16 protein-coding genes are annotated in these 15,739 nt (G+C 34.2%); 9 read left to right on the top strand and 7 right to left on the bottom strand.

Annotated elements, in window-relative coordinates:
* Positions 1 to 973, bottom strand: a 973-nt coding sequence (locus ACILQF_RS00870) for an aminoacyl--tRNA ligase-related protein (RefSeq protein ID WP_395625522.1), incomplete at its 3' end; no start/stop codon positions are given.
* Between the two features lie 156 nt (positions 974 to 1,129).
* Here ACILQF_RS00870 and ACILQF_RS00865 point away from each other — a divergent pair.
* Both ACILQF_RS00865 and ACILQF_RS00860 read left to right on the top strand, forming a co-directional pair.
* Positions 1,130 to 2,083: a hypothetical protein gene (locus ACILQF_RS00865; protein ID WP_395625521.1), complete on the top strand. Its 954-nt coding sequence runs from the start codon at positions 1,130 to 1,132 to the stop codon at positions 2,081 to 2,083.
* A gap of 18 nt (positions 2,084 to 2,101) precedes the next feature.
* Positions 2,102 to 3,622: an OmpP1/FadL family transporter gene (locus ACILQF_RS00860; protein ID WP_395625520.1), complete on the top strand. Its 1,521-nt coding sequence runs from the start codon at positions 2,102 to 2,104 to the stop codon at positions 3,620 to 3,622.
* Between the two features lie 50 nt (positions 3,623 to 3,672).
* Here ACILQF_RS00860 and ACILQF_RS00855 read toward each other — a convergent pair whose 3' ends face one another.
* Entirely contained in the window at positions 3,673 to 4,137 is a 465-nt protein-coding gene (locus ACILQF_RS00855) for a Dps family protein (protein WP_395625519.1), read from the bottom strand.
* Positions 4,138 to 4,251: 114 nt separating this feature from the next.
* Here ACILQF_RS00855 and ACILQF_RS00850 point away from each other — a divergent pair, with 114 nt between their 5' ends.
* The 3 genes from ACILQF_RS00850 to ACILQF_RS00840 are packed head-to-tail and all read left to right on the top strand — an operon-like array spanning position 4,252 to position 6,557.
* On the top strand, positions 4,252 to 5,016 hold the full coding sequence (locus ACILQF_RS00850) for a DUF4905 domain-containing protein (RefSeq protein WP_395625518.1): 765 nt from the start codon (positions 4,252 to 4,254) through the stop codon (positions 5,014 to 5,016).
* Between the two features lie 25 nt (positions 5,017 to 5,041).
* Positions 5,042 to 5,923 (top strand): LysM peptidoglycan-binding domain-containing protein, encoded by an 882-nt coding sequence (locus ACILQF_RS00845; protein WP_395625517.1) that lies wholly within the window; start codon positions 5,042 to 5,044, stop codon positions 5,921 to 5,923.
* On the top strand, positions 5,916 to 6,557 hold the full coding sequence (locus tag ACILQF_RS00840; RefSeq protein WP_395625516.1) for a uridine kinase: 642 nt from the start codon (positions 5,916 to 5,918) through the stop codon (positions 6,555 to 6,557). Before ACILQF_RS00845 ends, ACILQF_RS00840 begins: the two co-directional genes overlap by 8 nt.
* On the opposite strand, the gene ACILQF_RS00835 is transcribed toward ACILQF_RS00840, so the two are convergent.
* The 5 genes from ACILQF_RS00835 to ACILQF_RS00815 all read right to left on the bottom strand — a co-directional run bounded on the left by ACILQF_RS00835 (position 6,558) and on the right by ACILQF_RS00815 (position 11,918).
* Entirely contained in the window at positions 6,558 to 7,214 is a 657-nt protein-coding gene (locus tag ACILQF_RS00835; protein ID WP_395625515.1) for a CoA transferase subunit B, read from the bottom strand.
* An 86-nt stretch (positions 7,215 to 7,300) separates the two neighbouring features.
* Positions 7,301 to 7,999 (bottom strand): CoA transferase subunit A, encoded by a 699-nt coding sequence (locus ACILQF_RS00830; RefSeq protein ID WP_395625514.1) that lies wholly within the window; start codon positions 7,997 to 7,999, stop codon positions 7,301 to 7,303.
* A gap of 49 nt (positions 8,000 to 8,048) precedes the next feature.
* Entirely contained in the window at positions 8,049 to 9,149 is a 1,101-nt protein-coding gene (locus ACILQF_RS00825) for a PQQ-dependent sugar dehydrogenase (protein ID WP_395625513.1), read from the bottom strand.
* 40 nt (positions 9,150 to 9,189) lie between these two features.
* Positions 9,190 to 11,553 (bottom strand): endonuclease MutS2, encoded by a 2,364-nt coding sequence (locus ACILQF_RS00820; protein WP_395625512.1) that lies wholly within the window; start codon positions 11,551 to 11,553, stop codon positions 9,190 to 9,192.
* Positions 11,550 to 11,918 carry a DUF4296 domain-containing protein gene (locus tag ACILQF_RS00815; RefSeq protein WP_395625511.1) on the bottom strand — a complete coding sequence of 123 codons (369 nt, stop codon included), beginning with the start codon at positions 11,916 to 11,918 and terminating at the stop codon, positions 11,550 to 11,552. The genes ACILQF_RS00820 and ACILQF_RS00815 overlap by 4 nt, the downstream gene beginning before the upstream one ends.
* Before the next feature lie 101 nt (positions 11,919 to 12,019).
* On the opposite strand from ACILQF_RS00815, the gene ACILQF_RS00810 reads away from it, so the two are divergent.
* The 4 genes from ACILQF_RS00810 to ACILQF_RS00795 are packed head-to-tail and all read left to right on the top strand — an operon-like array spanning position 12,020 to position 15,682.
* Positions 12,020 to 12,697, top strand: a complete 678-nt coding sequence (locus ACILQF_RS00810; RefSeq protein WP_395625510.1) for a YggS family pyridoxal phosphate-dependent enzyme — start codon at positions 12,020 to 12,022, stop codon at positions 12,695 to 12,697.
* 25 nt (positions 12,698 to 12,722) lie between these two features.
* On the top strand, positions 12,723 to 13,193 hold the full coding sequence (locus tag ACILQF_RS00805; RefSeq protein WP_395625509.1) for a GNAT family N-acetyltransferase: 471 nt from the start codon (positions 12,723 to 12,725) through the stop codon (positions 13,191 to 13,193).
* A gap of 43 nt (positions 13,194 to 13,236) precedes the next feature.
* Positions 13,237 to 14,496 (top strand): aspartate kinase, encoded by a 1,260-nt coding sequence (locus tag ACILQF_RS00800; protein ID WP_395625508.1) that lies wholly within the window; start codon positions 13,237 to 13,239, stop codon positions 14,494 to 14,496.
* 4 nt (positions 14,497 to 14,500) lie between these two features.
* On the top strand, positions 14,501 to 15,682 hold the full coding sequence (locus tag ACILQF_RS00795) for a hypothetical protein (RefSeq protein WP_395625507.1): 1,182 nt from the start codon (positions 14,501 to 14,503) through the stop codon (positions 15,680 to 15,682).
* Positions 15,683 to 15,739 lie beyond the last annotated feature (57 nt).

Raw genomic sequence — 15,739 nt, 5'->3', positions numbered from 1 at the left:
TAGATAATTCTTTAGCGATAATAGAAATCTGTTCTAATTCTTCGTCAGAACGGTAAATTGGCACAATTATGACTTGGATTGGAGCCAGTTTTGGAGGAAGTATTAATCCAGAATCATCAGAATGAGCCATAATTAATGCACCAATTAAACGAGTAGATACTCCCCAAGAGCTTGCCCAGACATAATCAAGTTTACCTTCCTTACTGGTAAATTTTACATCAAAGGCTTTAGCAAAATTCTGACCCAAAAAGTGAGATGTTCCGGCCTGTAGAGCCTTTCCATCCTGCATTAAGGCCTCAATGCAATAAGTATCTAAGGCGCCAGCAAAACGCTCATTGGCAGTTTTTTTACCTCTAACAACAGGCACAGCCATCCAATTCTCGGCAAAATCAGCATATACCTCAAGCATGCGCTCGGTCTCTTCTATGGCCTCCTGAGCCGTAGCATGAGCGGTATGACCCTCTTGCCATAAAAATTCGGCAGTTCTAAGAAAAAGTCGCGTTCTCATTTCCCAGCGAACCACATTGGCCCATTGGTTAACAAGAATAGGCAGATCACGATAAGATTGAATCCAACCTTTATAAGTATTCCAAATGATGGTTTCAGAAGTCGGACGTACAATTAATTCTTCTTCAAGCTTAGCATCTTCATCCACAACAATATTACCATTCCCATCATTTTTCAAGCGATAATGAGTAACAACTGCACATTCGGTTGCAAAACCTTCTACGTGAGATGCCTCTTTAGAAAAAAATGACTTCGGTATAAACAATGGAAAATAAGCATTACTGTGTCCAGTATCCTTAAACATTTTGTCTAGAGCCGCTTGCATATTTTCCCAAATCGCATAGCCATAGGGCTTTATGACCATACAACCCCTAACTGCAGAATGTTCGGCCATGTCGGCCTTAGCAACAAGTTCATTATACCATTGCGAATAATCCTCTGACCTGCTTGTTAAACCCTTACTCATCTTAATTAAAATCGAAAAATTACGTATATTTACTTAAATTAATGTTTTAGCAAAGTTATAAAACTAGATGATGTATTCTAATATTTAGAGATGCAACTAATTAATAAATAATATCGTCTATACTTTATTCGTTTATATATTATAATTATTACGATTATGAAAAAGAAATTATTACTGTTTATAACAATTCCATTTATTTTAATGATGGGTTCATGTGCAAGCATAAAAACTGCGCAATTAAATAACCAGGATGATGATGTATATTATTCTCTTGCAAAAGCAAAGGAAATTGTGCCCCAAACCATTGTTCAAAATGAAGATAGAAGAACTAACGATTACGTAACGGATGAAAATCTTTATGGCGACTTAAGGGATGATTATGGTTATTATAACGATTATGCGTCAAGATTCAATCGTTTTGGGACATTTGCTCCTTCATTAGGATACTACAATAGTTTTTATGGATATAATTACGATCCGTTTTTTAGCAATATGTATTTCCCAAATACTTATTTCGGTGGTTCAGCCTTCAATATAGGTTTGGGTTTTAACACTTTCAATTATAATCCATGGAGAACTTTTGGGTACAATTATGGATTTGGCTCAAACATTTGGAATCCATACGCTAACTATAACTCATTTGCTTATGGAAATGGAAATGGATATTATGGCGGAGGTTATACCGGAATATATAGCAGTCCCGCTTTTAATGCTCCCAATTACAGATCAAGACCAAGCAGATCTACCGACAATCTAGAAATATACAGAGGTTCTGTTAATGGAAACCCCAATAGTATCGGCGCAGGCTCTCCGAACAATAATACAATACAAAGAAGTAGAGCGGAGCGCTACGGTGTTCAAACTCAGCCCAATGCCGGAGCTACGCAAAATTCAGGAACTAGAACCCAACAGGTAAACCGCCCCGAGCGAGTTAACCAAACTCCCCCGCAAAGAGCAGCGCAACCAGAACGAATATATACTGCTCCGCCTAGGCAAGAAACAGGTTCAAGTTCAGGATCAGGTTCAAGTTCAGGATCACGTTCAAACCCTGCTCCTTCAAATAATAGTGGTGGAGGTTCATCTTCTTCACGCCCTTCAAGAGGAAATTAAGATTTAGAGAAAGCTTTTATGAAATTTAGACTTTTATTATCATTGGCGGTCATCGTGGCTGCTTCAGGAGAAATTCATGCACAGTATACAGCTGATGCTTTACGCTTTTCACAAACTCAATCAGGTAGCACAGCTAGGTTTAAGGCTATAGGTGCACAAATAGGTATCGGGGGAGATTTAAGTTCCATAGGAGGCAATCCCGCAGGAATTGGCTTATTTACTAAGTCAGATTTTAGTTTCACACCTGAGTTTAATACTTATAAAGCCAATGCAAACTACTTTAGCAATAATTTTGTCGGACAAAAAGATCAGTTAAGTTTGGCTCACGCTGCAGTAGTTTGGAATCATAAGCTATCCAAGCCTAAGGGTTCTAATCTCGATGAGGGATGGATTAGTTTTAATTATGGTCTTGGTTATAACAGAACTAAATCATTTGCAGACAATATCCTTTTTTCAGGAAAAAATCCAACTAATTCCATTGCCGATTATTACGCTGAGCTAGCTACTTCAAATTATGGCGCACCAAATACTCTTTCTAATGGTAGTTTAGAAAGAATGGCCTACGATAATTATGTGATTGGTTATGACAATGCCGATGGCACCTATTTTCCTGAAACTGATGTAAATAATACGCAGACTAAAAACGACCTTAGAAGTGGCTCTCAAAGCGAGATTAACTTTGCTTTTGGAGCTAATTATAGCAATCAATTTTATATTGGTGCCAGTCTTGGAATTACAAACCTGAAATATTCTACGGATGCAATTTATAAGGAAGTTGGGTACAATGTAACTGAAGGCAATGATTATGATTTATCTTACAGACAATCACAAATCACAAGAGGTACAGGAGTAAATGCCAAATTAGGAGCAATTTATCGACCAAATGCTGCTGTCCGTTTTGGTGCAACAGTTGAAACTCCTACATGGTATACCATAGACGACAGTTATAGTGAGGGACTTGATACAAAATATGGCAGAAACAGAGTTGATTCTTCATTTGTTAATGACAATTCAGTTTATGATTTTTCCTATAGGCTTCGTACCCCATTAAAAGTAAGCGGGGGTATTGGTGTATTTTTCAATAAAAACGGTTTTATATCTGCTGACATTGATTATGTTGATTACTCTACAATTAATTTGTCTTCCCAAGAAAATACCTTCGATACAGAAGTGATTACAGATAATAATAGAGAAATATTGAAAACTTTTAAAAGTGCCATAAACTATCGCTTGGGTACAGAATTAAAATTCAATAATTTATTAATTAGGGCAGGTTTTGGGGTTCAAGGAAATCCATATCAAGAAGTAAAGGATAACAGTGGTAATATATTATCAAACTTTAAAGAAAAATATAAAGTTCAAACCTATAGTGGCGGTATAGGCTATAGAATCAATGATGTTTATTTCGATTTAACCTACCAGCAGATTGCATACAATACTGAAATTAGACCCTATAATTTAAATTCAGGAAATTCTCCCGTAGCCTCTATAGAGAATAAAAGAAACAATGTTTTCTTAACGATCGGAAAAAGATTTTAACATTAAAAAAACCGCACATATGTGCGGTTTTTTTAATGTTAAAGTAGATATTAAGCTATAAATGACCGAAGCATCCAAGATGTCTTTTCCTTGAATTGCATAAAAGTATTAAGTAAATCATTCGTACCATCGTCGCCCATTTGAGCTGATATAGCCATGATTAATTGTTCCATTTCGATTAACTGACTAAAATCGTCCATAATTGCCAACACCATATCTGTGTCTTTCATCCCAACAGTATCTATCTCTTTTAATTTAGAATACTTAATATATTCTGTAAAGGTGCTATAAGGTAATAGTCCCAATGTCAAAATACGTTCCGCAAGCGCATCAATATTCAACTGAGCATTGACATATAGCTCTTCAAACTTAAGATGAAGTGTAAAAAAATGAGGGCCTTTCACGTTCCAATGGCAACCACGCAGTTTTTGATAATGAATGTGATAATTTGCCAAGAGCACATTTAAATGATCAGAAAGTGGATTAATTTTATTGTTTTCGAGACTATTTTCCATGATTTATTATTTAAAATTACTGGTGAAATTTTATTGACTGCTATTACTGTAATATAGGTTAAAAAAACGTTAAAAACAATTAAAGAACAAAGAAATAGGCGTATTTTTGAATATATGGAATCAATTTCTTTTGAATTAGAGCAAGTTTTTAGTCAGAAATTTATTGGCTTAATATGGCGCATAATGATAAATGAGGAAACAGCATATATTGCCATTGAGAATCGCGAACTAACTTCTAAAAAAGTATCTATTTCTGTCCTAAACTACAAAACAGGCATATTTCATTTTAAAGAAAAATTATTTGCTGAACCACTCAATGCTAACTTAGCTTATGCTTCACCCAAAAGCATATTACTAAAGCTTAATGAGAGTTCTGAAAGCTTTGAAAGCAAAGGACTAATTGCAGTTGATATTTATACTGGTGAAATAATGTGGGAACACTATAATTTATGCCTTAATGACGTAAAATCCTATGGAATACAAGTTTTTGACCCAAGAATTTTTCCTAGAAAATATTTATGGATTGATCATTTAAAAGGTGAAATAATTCAAAATCTAGAAATAAATAAAAACAAATACAGTAATCTCTTATTTCCTAAAATGGTGGATAATAACATCATTCCAAAATCTATAATACATGGTGATTTACAAGGCGAAGTGTTTTTTATGAATTTTAATGAAAAAAATCTGATTAGTTTTCATGAAAGATTTGAAGGCATGATGCAACAAAGACTTATTGTGTATCAAGGAGATAATATTTTATTAGATAATATTTTAATAAGCGATATACAAAAACTACAACCTGAATCGTTCTTTATTCTTAATAAGCAATTGTTCTACATTAGAAATAAGGATGAAATTGTTTCATATTTCGTATAATTGCACATATTTTAAATTCTGTTTAATGTTAAGAAATATAGTTTTATCAATTTTCTTTAGCCTTTTAGTGTTCACAGCTAGTGCAGCAGTAGATTCCATAGGTGTGGAAAATCTAAACGGTAAAAAAAATATAATTCACAAAATAGAAGCTAAAGAAACCTATTTTTCCCTAGGCAGAAAATATAATGTAAGTCCGCAATTAATTATTCAATTTAATACCAACAAATCTTTACAAATTGGTGCTATTGTAAAAATACCAACAGAACGAAATTTTACGGAGACAATAGCCTCAATTTCAACTAATAATCCAGATCCAAACACCAGTTCTGAGCTTGCTTCTATCGATTATAAGGTTAGTCCACGTGAGTACCTATACTCCATTGCTAGAAAATTCAATACTACCGTTGAGCAATTAAAAATACTTAACAACCTTACAAGCAATAGTCTTTCAATTGGCCAAATTATTAAAGTCCCATTAATAACATCAAACACAGAACAAACAATACAACCAGCAAGTATTCCTGAAGCCACAACAGAACCACTAATAAATACGATTGCTGTTTTAACAGATAGTGTTGAAAATGCGAGTGAGCGACTTAAACTGCCAGTTGCGAGATATGGTCTTCGCGAAGTAAATGAAAGAGGAATTGCTGTTTCATTAACCGATGAAAATTTGAATGAAACTAAAATGCTCGCACTTCACCAAACAGCACCAATAGGTACAGTTGTTAAAATAACTAACCCCATGACTGGGAAAAGCACCTTTGCAAAGATTGTTGGAAAGTTTTCTCAAAATGAATTATCAAAAGATGCTATAATTGTAGTAAATAAATCTACAGCAGATTTAATTGGCGCATTAGATAGAAGATTTCAAGTTACCTTAATATACGGTGTTCCTAATGAGTAAAAAACCATTTGTTATTGGTATTGCCGGAGGAAGTGGTTCCGGAAAAACCTTTTTCTTAAAATGCTTTTTAAACCATTTTAAGAAAGAAGAAATCTGCTTATTATCACAAGATGACTATTACTATAGAGTAGGTCACACCATGACCGCAGAAGAAAATAAGCTTTATAATTTCGACCTGCCAGTTACTATTGATAACAATCAATTTTTAAGTGACATTAAAAATCTGATTGATGGTGAAACTGTTTATCAAAAAGAATATACTTTCAATAACCCTAATGCTGAACCCAAACTCTTGGAGATAAAACCTGCTCCAATTGTCATGGTTGAAGGTTTGTTTATCCTGCATTTTGAGGAAATTGCAGAGATATTAGACATGAAGATATTTATTGATACAGATGAGGATATCGCTTTACAAAGACGTTTAAAAAGAGATCTCATTGAAAGAGGTTATCCTGAAGGGGATGTTCTTTATAAATGGAATAATCATGTAATGCCAGCATTTAATGATTACCTATTGCCTTACAAGGAACAATGCGATAAAATAATCACAAATAACACCCATGTAGCTGACGATATCATTCAAATCACGAGTGAAATTTCAAGCCACCTAAGGGGAAGTGTTCTTGTATTATAATTAAATCCGCATTTCGGGTATTTCCCCTTCAATAATTAATTTACCTGCTGTTGCTTGTTGAATTTCTTCAACAGAAACACCGGGAGCACGTTCTAAAAGCCTAAAGCCCCCCTCCTTCGATATTTCTAGAACAGCAAGCTCCGTTACGATTTTTTTAACACATTTTACTCCAGTAAGAGGCAAAGTACAGTGAGCAAGTAGCTTACTCTCACCTGCCTTATTAACGTGCTGCATAGCCACAATAATATTTTTCGCAGAAGCAACTAAGTCCATAGCTCCACCCATCCCCTTTACCATTTTACCGGGAATCTTCCAATTTGCAATGTCTCCATTTTCTGAGACCTCCATAGCTCCCAAAATTGTTAAATCTACCTTTTGAGAACGAATCATACCGAAACTCATAGCTGAATCAAAAATGGAAGATCCTGGCAAAGTGGTAATTGTTTGTTTACCAGCATTGATTAAATCAGGATCCTCTTCACCTTCAAAAGGGAAAGGTCCCATACCTAATAATCCATTTTCAGATTGTAATACCACATTAATTCCTTCAGGAATGTAATTTGCAACCAAAGTTGGAATACCTATGCCCAGGTTAACATAATAATTATTCTTTATTTCTTGCGCAATTCGCTTTGCAATACCAATTTTATCTAACATGAATTATTATTTTATATTATTCTGGATGTTATAAATATTTTTAAACAAGCTTTTAAAAATAGAATAACTAGTTCATTACCAATATTTTATTTAGATCTGACAGTTCTTTGTTCAATTCTTTTTTGATAATCATTGCCTTGAAAAATACGGTGAACATATATTCCTGGAGTATGAATTTGATCTGGATCCAACTCACCTACTTCCACTAATTCCTCCACTTCGGCAATAGTGATTTTTCCAGCCATAGCCATAATAGGATTGAAGTTACGAGCAGTAGACCGATATATAAGATTGCCAGCGGTATCACCTTTCCATGCCTTTACAATAGCAAAATCAGCTTCAAAAGCCATTTCCATTAAATAATCCTTTCCATTAAAATTTCTTATTTCTTTACCTATCGCTACTTCCGTTCCTACTCCAGCAGGAGTAAAAATAGCTGGCATACCATATCCAGTAGCCATACAACGAGTTGCTAAGGTGCCTTGTGGAACCAATTCGACTTCCAATTCCCCACTAAGTAATTGTCGCTCAAACTCAGCATTTTCGCCCACATAAGACGATATCATCTTTTTAACTTGTCGGTTTTGCAGCATTAGTCCGATACCAAAATCATCAACACCTGCATTATTTGAAATACAAGTTAGCTGATTAACCCCTTTTTTAACCAGTGCGTTAATGCAATTTTCTGGTATACCACATAGGCCAAAACCTCCTAGCATGAGTGTCATCCCACTAGAAATATCTCGAATTGCCTCATCGGCATTCGTAACAACTTTATGAATCATAGATAATTGGTTATAAACAAAATTACCAAAAGCTTTGGATAATTAAATATTATTTAGCCCTTAGTACTAAGAGTTTGTCGTTAGCACCATTGCTTGTTATTACATAAATTTTTCCATCAGCACCAACACAAACATCCCTTAGCCTTCCATAAGTCCCGCGTAGCAATTCTTTTGTCTCCTCAATTTTATCACCAACAGAATTTAGCTTCAGTTGATAAAGGGTTTGATCCTTAAGAGTGGCTAAAATCAAGGACTTTTTTAGCTGAGTAATAGGGCCATTATCGTAAAAATCCATTCCAGACACAGCAAGGGTTGGTGTCCAGCTTATCAAAGGCTCCACTACATTATTCGTGCTGCAAAATACTATTTCTGCATTTTCATTACAAAAACCATTAACGGTTGGCCACCCGTAGTTTCTGTTTTTTATTAGGATGTTAATTTCGTCATCTTTATCAGGGCCATGTTCAGAACTATAAAGTTTACCATTGGCATAAACCAATCCTTGTGCATTTCTATGGCCTATGGTCCACAAGGGATTACCTAAAATTGGATTGTCTGTTGGTATTGAGCCATCAAGATTGAGCCTTAAAACCTTACCGCTCAATGAATTTATTGATTGAGATGACATTGTATTTCCAGCATCACCAGTAGTAACAATTAGTTTTAAATCGAGACTTATTAATAAACGTGAGCCATTGTGGTAGCTTGCAGCGGGAATATTATCTAAGATTATTATCGGATTAATTAAAGTTGAACCACTGTAAGTGAACCTGACTATTTTTTCGGTGTAGACTCCAGATTTATCATAATTATAAACAACAAAAACATGGGGATTCACTGAAAAATTTGGATGTATAGCCATACCTAACAAGCCACCTTCACCCTTCGAAATTACATCAGAAATAGTAATGAGAGGAGCTAGAAGCCCATTTGACGGATTCACGCGACTAACCCGACCTCCTTTTTCTGTCATCCAAAGTGTATTGTCTGGACCCCAAACAAGCTCCCATGGATAAGTTAAGTTTTGTGTTAAAACTTGAATCTCAATTTCTGTTTCTTGATTAACAATTTCTGGCGACCTAGTAGATTTTTTACAGGCCAGAATTGTAAAGAGCATAATAATTCCCAAAAGTTTAATCTTTTTTTCCATGATTCATACATTTGAATAACCATTTAAAGCGCAGACAATTCTATTTGAGATACACAAAAGTAATGCCATCTCCACCTCTATCGGGATGTTCATCTTCAATGTGACTAACGGATTGATACTTTTTCAAATACTGGCGTATAAGTTTACGCAAAATGCCATCTCCTTTTCCATGAACAATTTTTAAATTAGATAAACCAAGCATCACTGCTCTATCTAGATACTTTTCAATCTCATAAAGTGCTTCATCGCCTCGCATTCCTCGTAAATCAATTTCGGTTTTAAAAGTTGAGAAACTTTCTGTAAGATCTGCGCCATGAGATTTCCTAATCTCCTTAGGAACAGATTTATTGGACACTTTTTCGACCCTGTTTATTTTAACAACAGAGCGGAGATCACCCATAGCAAGTATGACATTATCACGAGCAATTTCCATCACCTGACCGATGTTTTCAGAATCAAGAAATTTAACCCAGTCGCCCTGTTTCAATGCCTCAACAAGTTGTGTTTGTTGTACTTTTTTTTCTTGAGTTTCATGCTTTTTAAGCTCCTGTTCAAGATTTTGCCTTAAATTTTGAGTTTTAACTTTATCAGCCTTACTTTCCTTAATCTCAGAAATAGTGTTTTCAATAAGCTTATTGGCATTTTTTATAATGCTTTGAGCTTCAATCTTTGCATTTTTAAGAATATGCTTTTTATTTTCTTCTAAATAGGTCTTTAGCTGTTCATTTTCAATAAGCAAAGCTTTAACCCTTTGTTCTTTTTTCTCTACCGAAGTTCTTGCGTCTATAAGATCTTTTTTATCTCTTTCAAGATCTACGAGAAGGGTATCTACCTTCTTTTGATAATTACCCACTTTACGTCTTGCCGACTCCAGAACACTTGCATTGAGTCCGATTTTTTGAGCAATTTCAAAAGCATAGGAACTTCCAGGTTTACCAAGTGATAGAATGTAAAGTGGCTGCATCTTCTCATTATTGAATAGCATAGATGCATTTTCTAATCCCGGTGTAGAGTTAGCAAAAGTCTTTAAATTAGAATAGTGGGTGGTTACTACTCCTCTCACGTTTTTCTTGTTTAAATTTTCTAAAACTGCTTCAGCAATAGGTCCACCAAATTGTGGATCAGTACCTGTTCCAAATTCATCAATTAAAACAAGTGTTTTAGAGTTAGCAAACTCAATAAAGTACTTCATTTTTGAGAGATGAGCACTATAAGTACTCAAATCGCTCTCAATAGATTGATCATCACCTATATCTGCAAAAATCTGTTTAAAAACACCAACTCTTGAATGTCCATCAACAGGTATTAATAATCCCGATTGAACCATAAGTTGAAGTAAACCCACAGTTTTCATGCAAACAGATTTACCACCAGCATTTGGACCGGAAACTACAATAACGCGTGCTTCTTCTTCAATTTTTATGTTTAAGGGTACTACCGTTTGCTGTTCTTTTTTAAAGTTTAAATACAATAAGGGATGTCGGGCATTTATCAATTCAATTTCTGCTTCCTTAATCAAAATAGGCATTTCCGCTTCAATATTTAAGGCAAAAAGTGCCTTAGCTCTAACAAAATCAAGCTTTGTGAGTAAGCCATGGTAGGAAAGCAAAAGTGGCACGTATGGCCTTAAGTCATTGGTTAGTGCAACAAGTAATTTTATAATTTCTCTCCTTTTTTCAAATTCAAGATCCCGAATAATATTATTCAAATGAAATACTTCGTCAGGTTCCAAAAAGACAGTTTGGCCTGAGGCGGATTCGTCATGAATAAAACCTTTTAATTTTCTTTTGCTCTCAGAAAGAATGGGAATGCATAAGCGTCCATCCCTTACGGTTAAATTACCATCGGCTGTCCAGCCATTATTCTGTGCATTTTTAAATACCTGATCAATTTTTTTCCTTGCCTCTAGCTCTGCCTTGGCAATTCCAGAGCTAATTTTCATTAACTCTGGGGAAGCATTATTTTTAATTTTCCCTTTCGGATCAATGATAAGTTCGATTTTACGGATAATTGATTTCTCAATGGGAAGATTTTCAAAAAGAGCCTCAAGGTTTGGATATTGGCCATCTCTATCTGCAAAATATTGTAAAACTGAAAAAACAGTAGTTAGAGATGCAGAAACCTTGAAAAACTCATCCTCCGTTAAGTATGTTCCCTCAATTCTAACCTTTTCGACCATGCTTTTTATATCGAAAAAATTCTGAATTGGCAGAGGTGCATCATTTTGCAGTATATTTTTAAACTCATACGTCTGACGTAAAAACTTATTGATATAATCAAAATTGGTCATTACCTGAATTTTATCAACCATTTGCTGTCCCATAGAACTTAGGCAGTAAGATTTGATTAATTCTTTAATATCTAGAAAACCGAGTTTTTCAGCGGCATTATTGGGATAGATCATTGTATTAATTCAGGATTCTTCTTCAATGAGTTTTTATTTAGTTTTTTTTCTTTAGCTGTGAGTATCTTTTGAACATCGCTATACATGCTATCAAGTTTCACAGGATCCATACTGTAATGTTTTAAACTGTTTTCATATTGAGACTTAGTAATGCCATTGTTTTTATAAACTGTATTATAAAAATTCTTGCCATTAATACGAATGGAATCAGTGTACGTTAAGCTAGACATATAACCATCAATTATATGCAGTTCTGACATAATATTGATCATTTTTTGTTCTTCAATCAGGTCTTTTGGCGAATTATTATCCGTGCAAGCGGTAAAAAATAAAAGACACAGAATCAATAAATGAAATACTTTCATATCAATTTTTAATTTGGAATATAATAACGAGAATAAATTGCATTTTAATATAGTATCACGTAGGTTTAACCTTTCAAAAGTTTAATCAAAAATACAGATTAATGAGCATTGCAGCTAATATATCAAACATAAAGAAAGAGATTGGAAACAGCGATGTCAAACTAATTGCTGTTTCTAAAACGAAACCCATTGAAAGCATTGTTGAAGCTTATGAAGCCGGCCAACGATTGTTTGGCGAAAACATGGTTCAGGAATTAGTAGAAAAGCATGAAAATCTCCCGAAAGACATCGAATGGCATTTAATTGGGCACCTACAAACCAACAAAGTGAAATATATTGCTCCTTTTATCAGTTTGATTCATTCTGTGGATAGTTTAAAATTATTGCAAGAAATTAATAAACAAGCACTAAAAAACAATCGAATAATTGACTGCTTACTTCAATTAGAAATTGCCGATGAGGAAACTAAATTCGGGATGGATTTGGGTGAAGTAATTGAATTATTGCGGTCTGATGAATTTAAGGAATTAAAAAATATTCGAATTTGTGGTGTGATGGGAATTGCAACTCTAACAGATAATCCTAAAATTACTGCCGAAGAATTTTATGAGTTAAATACATTCTTCAAAGGATTAAAAGAAACATTTTTCAGTAAGGATGTTGCATTTAAAGAAATTTCAATGGGCATGTCTGGTGATTATAAACTGGCAATTGAAAAGGGAAGCACCATGATAAGACTGGGAAGCACTATTTTTGGTGCTCGTCAAGCAAAAAAATAATAAACTAAAATTTGGTTAATTATCAATGGAAATAAATATAAGGGTTGCAGCAAAGGAAGATTGCCATAGATTGTTAGAATTAATTCATGAGCTTGCTGCTTATGAAAAGGCGCCCAAAGAAGTTACCGTTAGCATAGAAGAATTTCAAGATGCAGGATTTGGTAAAAATGCTGTTTGGAAAGCTTTTGTAGCCGAAGAAAATGGGATTATTCAAGGATTTGGATTATACTATATTCGTTATTCTACCTGGAAAGGTTGTAGAATGTACCTAGAAGATTTGCTGGTAACAGAAAAAATGCGAGGAAAAGGAATAGGTAGATTGATATTTAATAGGTTAATTGAAGAAGCTATAGAAAAAGAATTTAAAGGAATGACCTGGCAAGTTCTCGACTGGAATGAACCGGCAATTAATTTTTACAAAAAATACAATTCAGATTTTGATAGTGGTTGGTTAAATGTGGCTCTTTCTAAAGACCAGTTAATAAAGCTATCATAAAAACACAACAAATCATTAACGTTAATACACTATACAAAAGGACTTGATAAAGGTATTTAAATTTGGAGGATTTGCCGTTTCTAATGCAGAATCGGTTAAAAATCTGGTAAAAATTATTAGTTTCTATACTAATGAACAGATTTTAATAATTGTTTCTGCCATGGGCAAAACTACCGATGCACTTGAAAAACTTTGCAAGGCATATGTAGAAGCTAGTGAGGATACACAAGAAATCCTTACGTCAATAAAGCAATTCCATGAAAGCGTCATGCTTGAACTGTTTGAAAGCAAGAATCACCCAGTATTTGATGAAATAGCCAATACTTTTGTAGAAATTGAATGGATGCTCGAGGATGATCCCCATCCGAATTATGATTTCAACTATGATCAAATAGTTTCTATTGGTGAGTTCCTTTCGAGTAGAATTGTAGCAGCATATTTAAACAAGAATGAAATTAATACGAAATGGGTAGATGCTAGAGATTTTATTCATACCGACAATACTTATAGAGAAGGTGTTGTTGATTTGAATAAAACCCAATTAAGCATGCCCGTTTTGAAAAACATTTTAAAAACACAATTTGTTGTAACACAAGGGTTTATCGGCGGAACATCCGAAAACTTTAGTACAACATTAGGTCGTGAAGGTTCTGATTATTCTGCCGCTATTTTTGCCTCGGGCTTACAAGCCGAATCACTTACTGTTTGGAAGGATGTTCCCGGAATAATGAATGCAGATCCTAGATTATTTCCTAATGCTCAAAAATATGATGAGCTCCCCTATTCCGAAGCCTTAGAAATGGCTTATTACGGTGCAACGGTCATTCATCCAAAAACAATCAAACCTCTACAAAATGCAAATGTTCCTCTCTATGTTAAACCTTTCCTTTCTCCTGAAGAAGAGGGTACGCGCATTGATTCATTGGCAAAATTAAATACAGACATCGCTGCCATAATCGTAAAAGATAATCAAATGCTTTTATCGATTTCCACGAAAGACTTTTCATTTATTGATGAGCCTATCCTTATTTACCTTTTACAATGTATATCACAAGCAAACATCAAATTAAATATGATGCAACGATCTGCACTTAGTTTATCCATTTGCTTTAATCAAGATGAGGGTAAGTTCAATAAGCTCTTGAATATTTTAAGAGAAAAATTCAATTGCAAATACAACCAAGAATTAAGTCTTTTAACAGTTAGGCATTTTAAAAAAGAAAATTTAGATGCCATATGCTCCGGAAAAACAATTATTATGGAACAATTTAGTCGCAATACAGCACAAATAATTTTGAAGTAAGACATTGAATAGAAGGATATTACATAGTGATGTACAAAAGTTCATCAATGAGCATTTACAAGACGATATCCCCAGACTCATTCTGAAAAAGAGTCCTTTTAATGAGCTTAGCTCCAAGGAGTTAGCGGAACAAGTAGACAGTAAAAAAAGATGTGAATTTAAACTTCCACTTTGGTTTAATTCGGAAGGGATTTACTACCCTCCCAAATTATCAATCGAGCAGGCATCATCAGAAATAGCTGCTAAATATAAAGCAGAATTAATTAAGGGCGATGAAATAATTGATTTAACAGGTGGCTTCGGTGTTGACTGTCTATTTTTTGCTCTTAAAGCAGATTCAGTATCACATTGCGAGCTGAATAAAGAACTCTCTGAAATATCCAAATACAATTCAGAGGTTTTAGGTGTTAAAGTAGATTATATTATTTCTGACGGAATTGAATACTTACGTTCATCGAACAAAAAATTTAGCACTATTTACATTGATCCATCCCGAAGGGTTGAGTCAAAAAAAGTATTTCTGCTAAAGGATTGCGAACCTGATATCGTTAGCAATTTGGAGCTTTTAAAAAACCATTCGAATTATATTCTCATAAAAACAGCACCACTTTTAGACCTACAATCGACTATTCGTGAATTAAAGAGTGTAAGTGAAATTCATGTAATCAGCATCAAAAACGAATGTAAAGAATTGTTGATACTGATTGATAACCACGAGACAAGTGAAGACCCCAAAATTACCTGTGCTATAATAGGTGATCAAAAGAAAGTATATAGCTTTAAGTTATCCGAAGAAAAAAAGTATACAATTTCTAACTATTCTGAACCTTTAAACTACATTTATGAGCCTGATACTGCCCTTCTTAAGGCGGGATGTTTTAAGTTAATTACCCGCGACTTTGGAGTCGGAAAGCTCCATCAACATACTCATTTATATACATCCAATGAGTTAAAGGAATCATTTCCAGGAAGAAAATTTAAGGTAAAGCGAGTTTGGAATTTTGGTCAATTTTTAAAAGAACAGGAAATAAAAAAAGCCAATATTATCTGCCGAAATTTTGGTTTGAGTCCTGAGGAGTTGAAGAAAAAACTAAAGATTAAAGATGGTGGAGATGAATACCTATTATTTTGCACTGGATTTAACGATCAACTCTTGGTAATTAACTGCGAACGTATTTTTGAATAAGCTATTAAAATCGTCCTAAAACAGGAGAATAATAACTGACTCAGAATTGGACAAAAA

Origin of the sequence: Daejeonella sp. (assembly GCF_044232565.1) — a bacterium.
GTDB lineage: Bacteria > Bacteroidota > Bacteroidia > Sphingobacteriales > Sphingobacteriaceae > Daejeonella.
The sequence above is the reverse complement of the archived record's forward strand: the minus strand, read 5'-3'. Positions and strand labels throughout refer to the sequence as shown.

Bases quoted from the DNA above. Each gene is read 5' to 3' on its own strand.
- ACILQF_RS00865 (WP_395625521.1), top strand. From the start codon at position 1,130: ATGAAAAAGAAATTATTACTGTTTATAACAATTCCATTTATTTTAATG.
- ACILQF_RS00860 (WP_395625520.1), top strand. From the start codon at position 2,102: ATGAAATTTAGACTTTTATTATCATTGGCGGTCATCGTGGCTGCTTCA.
- ACILQF_RS00855 (WP_395625519.1), bottom strand. From the start codon at position 4,137: ATGGAAAATAGTCTCGAAAACAATAAAATTAATCCACTTTCTGATCAT.
- ACILQF_RS00850 (WP_395625518.1), top strand. From the start codon at position 4,252: ATGGAATCAATTTCTTTTGAATTAGAGCAAGTTTTTAGTCAGAAATTT.
- ACILQF_RS00845 (WP_395625517.1), top strand. From the start codon at position 5,042: ATGTTAAGAAATATAGTTTTATCAATTTTCTTTAGCCTTTTAGTGTTC.
- ACILQF_RS00840 (WP_395625516.1), top strand. From the start codon at position 5,916: ATGAGTAAAAAACCATTTGTTATTGGTATTGCCGGAGGAAGTGGTTCC.
- ACILQF_RS00835 (WP_395625515.1), bottom strand. From the start codon at position 7,214: ATGTTAGATAAAATTGGTATTGCAAAGCGAATTGCGCAAGAAATAAAG.
- ACILQF_RS00830 (WP_395625514.1), bottom strand. From the start codon at position 7,999: ATGATTCATAAAGTTGTTACGAATGCCGATGAGGCAATTCGAGATATT.
- ACILQF_RS00825 (WP_395625513.1), bottom strand. From the start codon at position 9,149: ATGGAAAAAAAGATTAAACTTTTGGGAATTATTATGCTCTTTACAATT.
- ACILQF_RS00820 (WP_395625512.1), bottom strand. From the start codon at position 11,553: ATGATCTATCCCAATAATGCCGCTGAAAAACTCGGTTTTCTAGATATT.
- ACILQF_RS00815 (WP_395625511.1), bottom strand. From the start codon at position 11,918: ATGAAAGTATTTCATTTATTGATTCTGTGTCTTTTATTTTTTACCGCT.
- ACILQF_RS00810 (WP_395625510.1), top strand. From the start codon at position 12,020: ATGAGCATTGCAGCTAATATATCAAACATAAAGAAAGAGATTGGAAAC.
- ACILQF_RS00805 (WP_395625509.1), top strand. From the start codon at position 12,723: ATGGAAATAAATATAAGGGTTGCAGCAAAGGAAGATTGCCATAGATTG.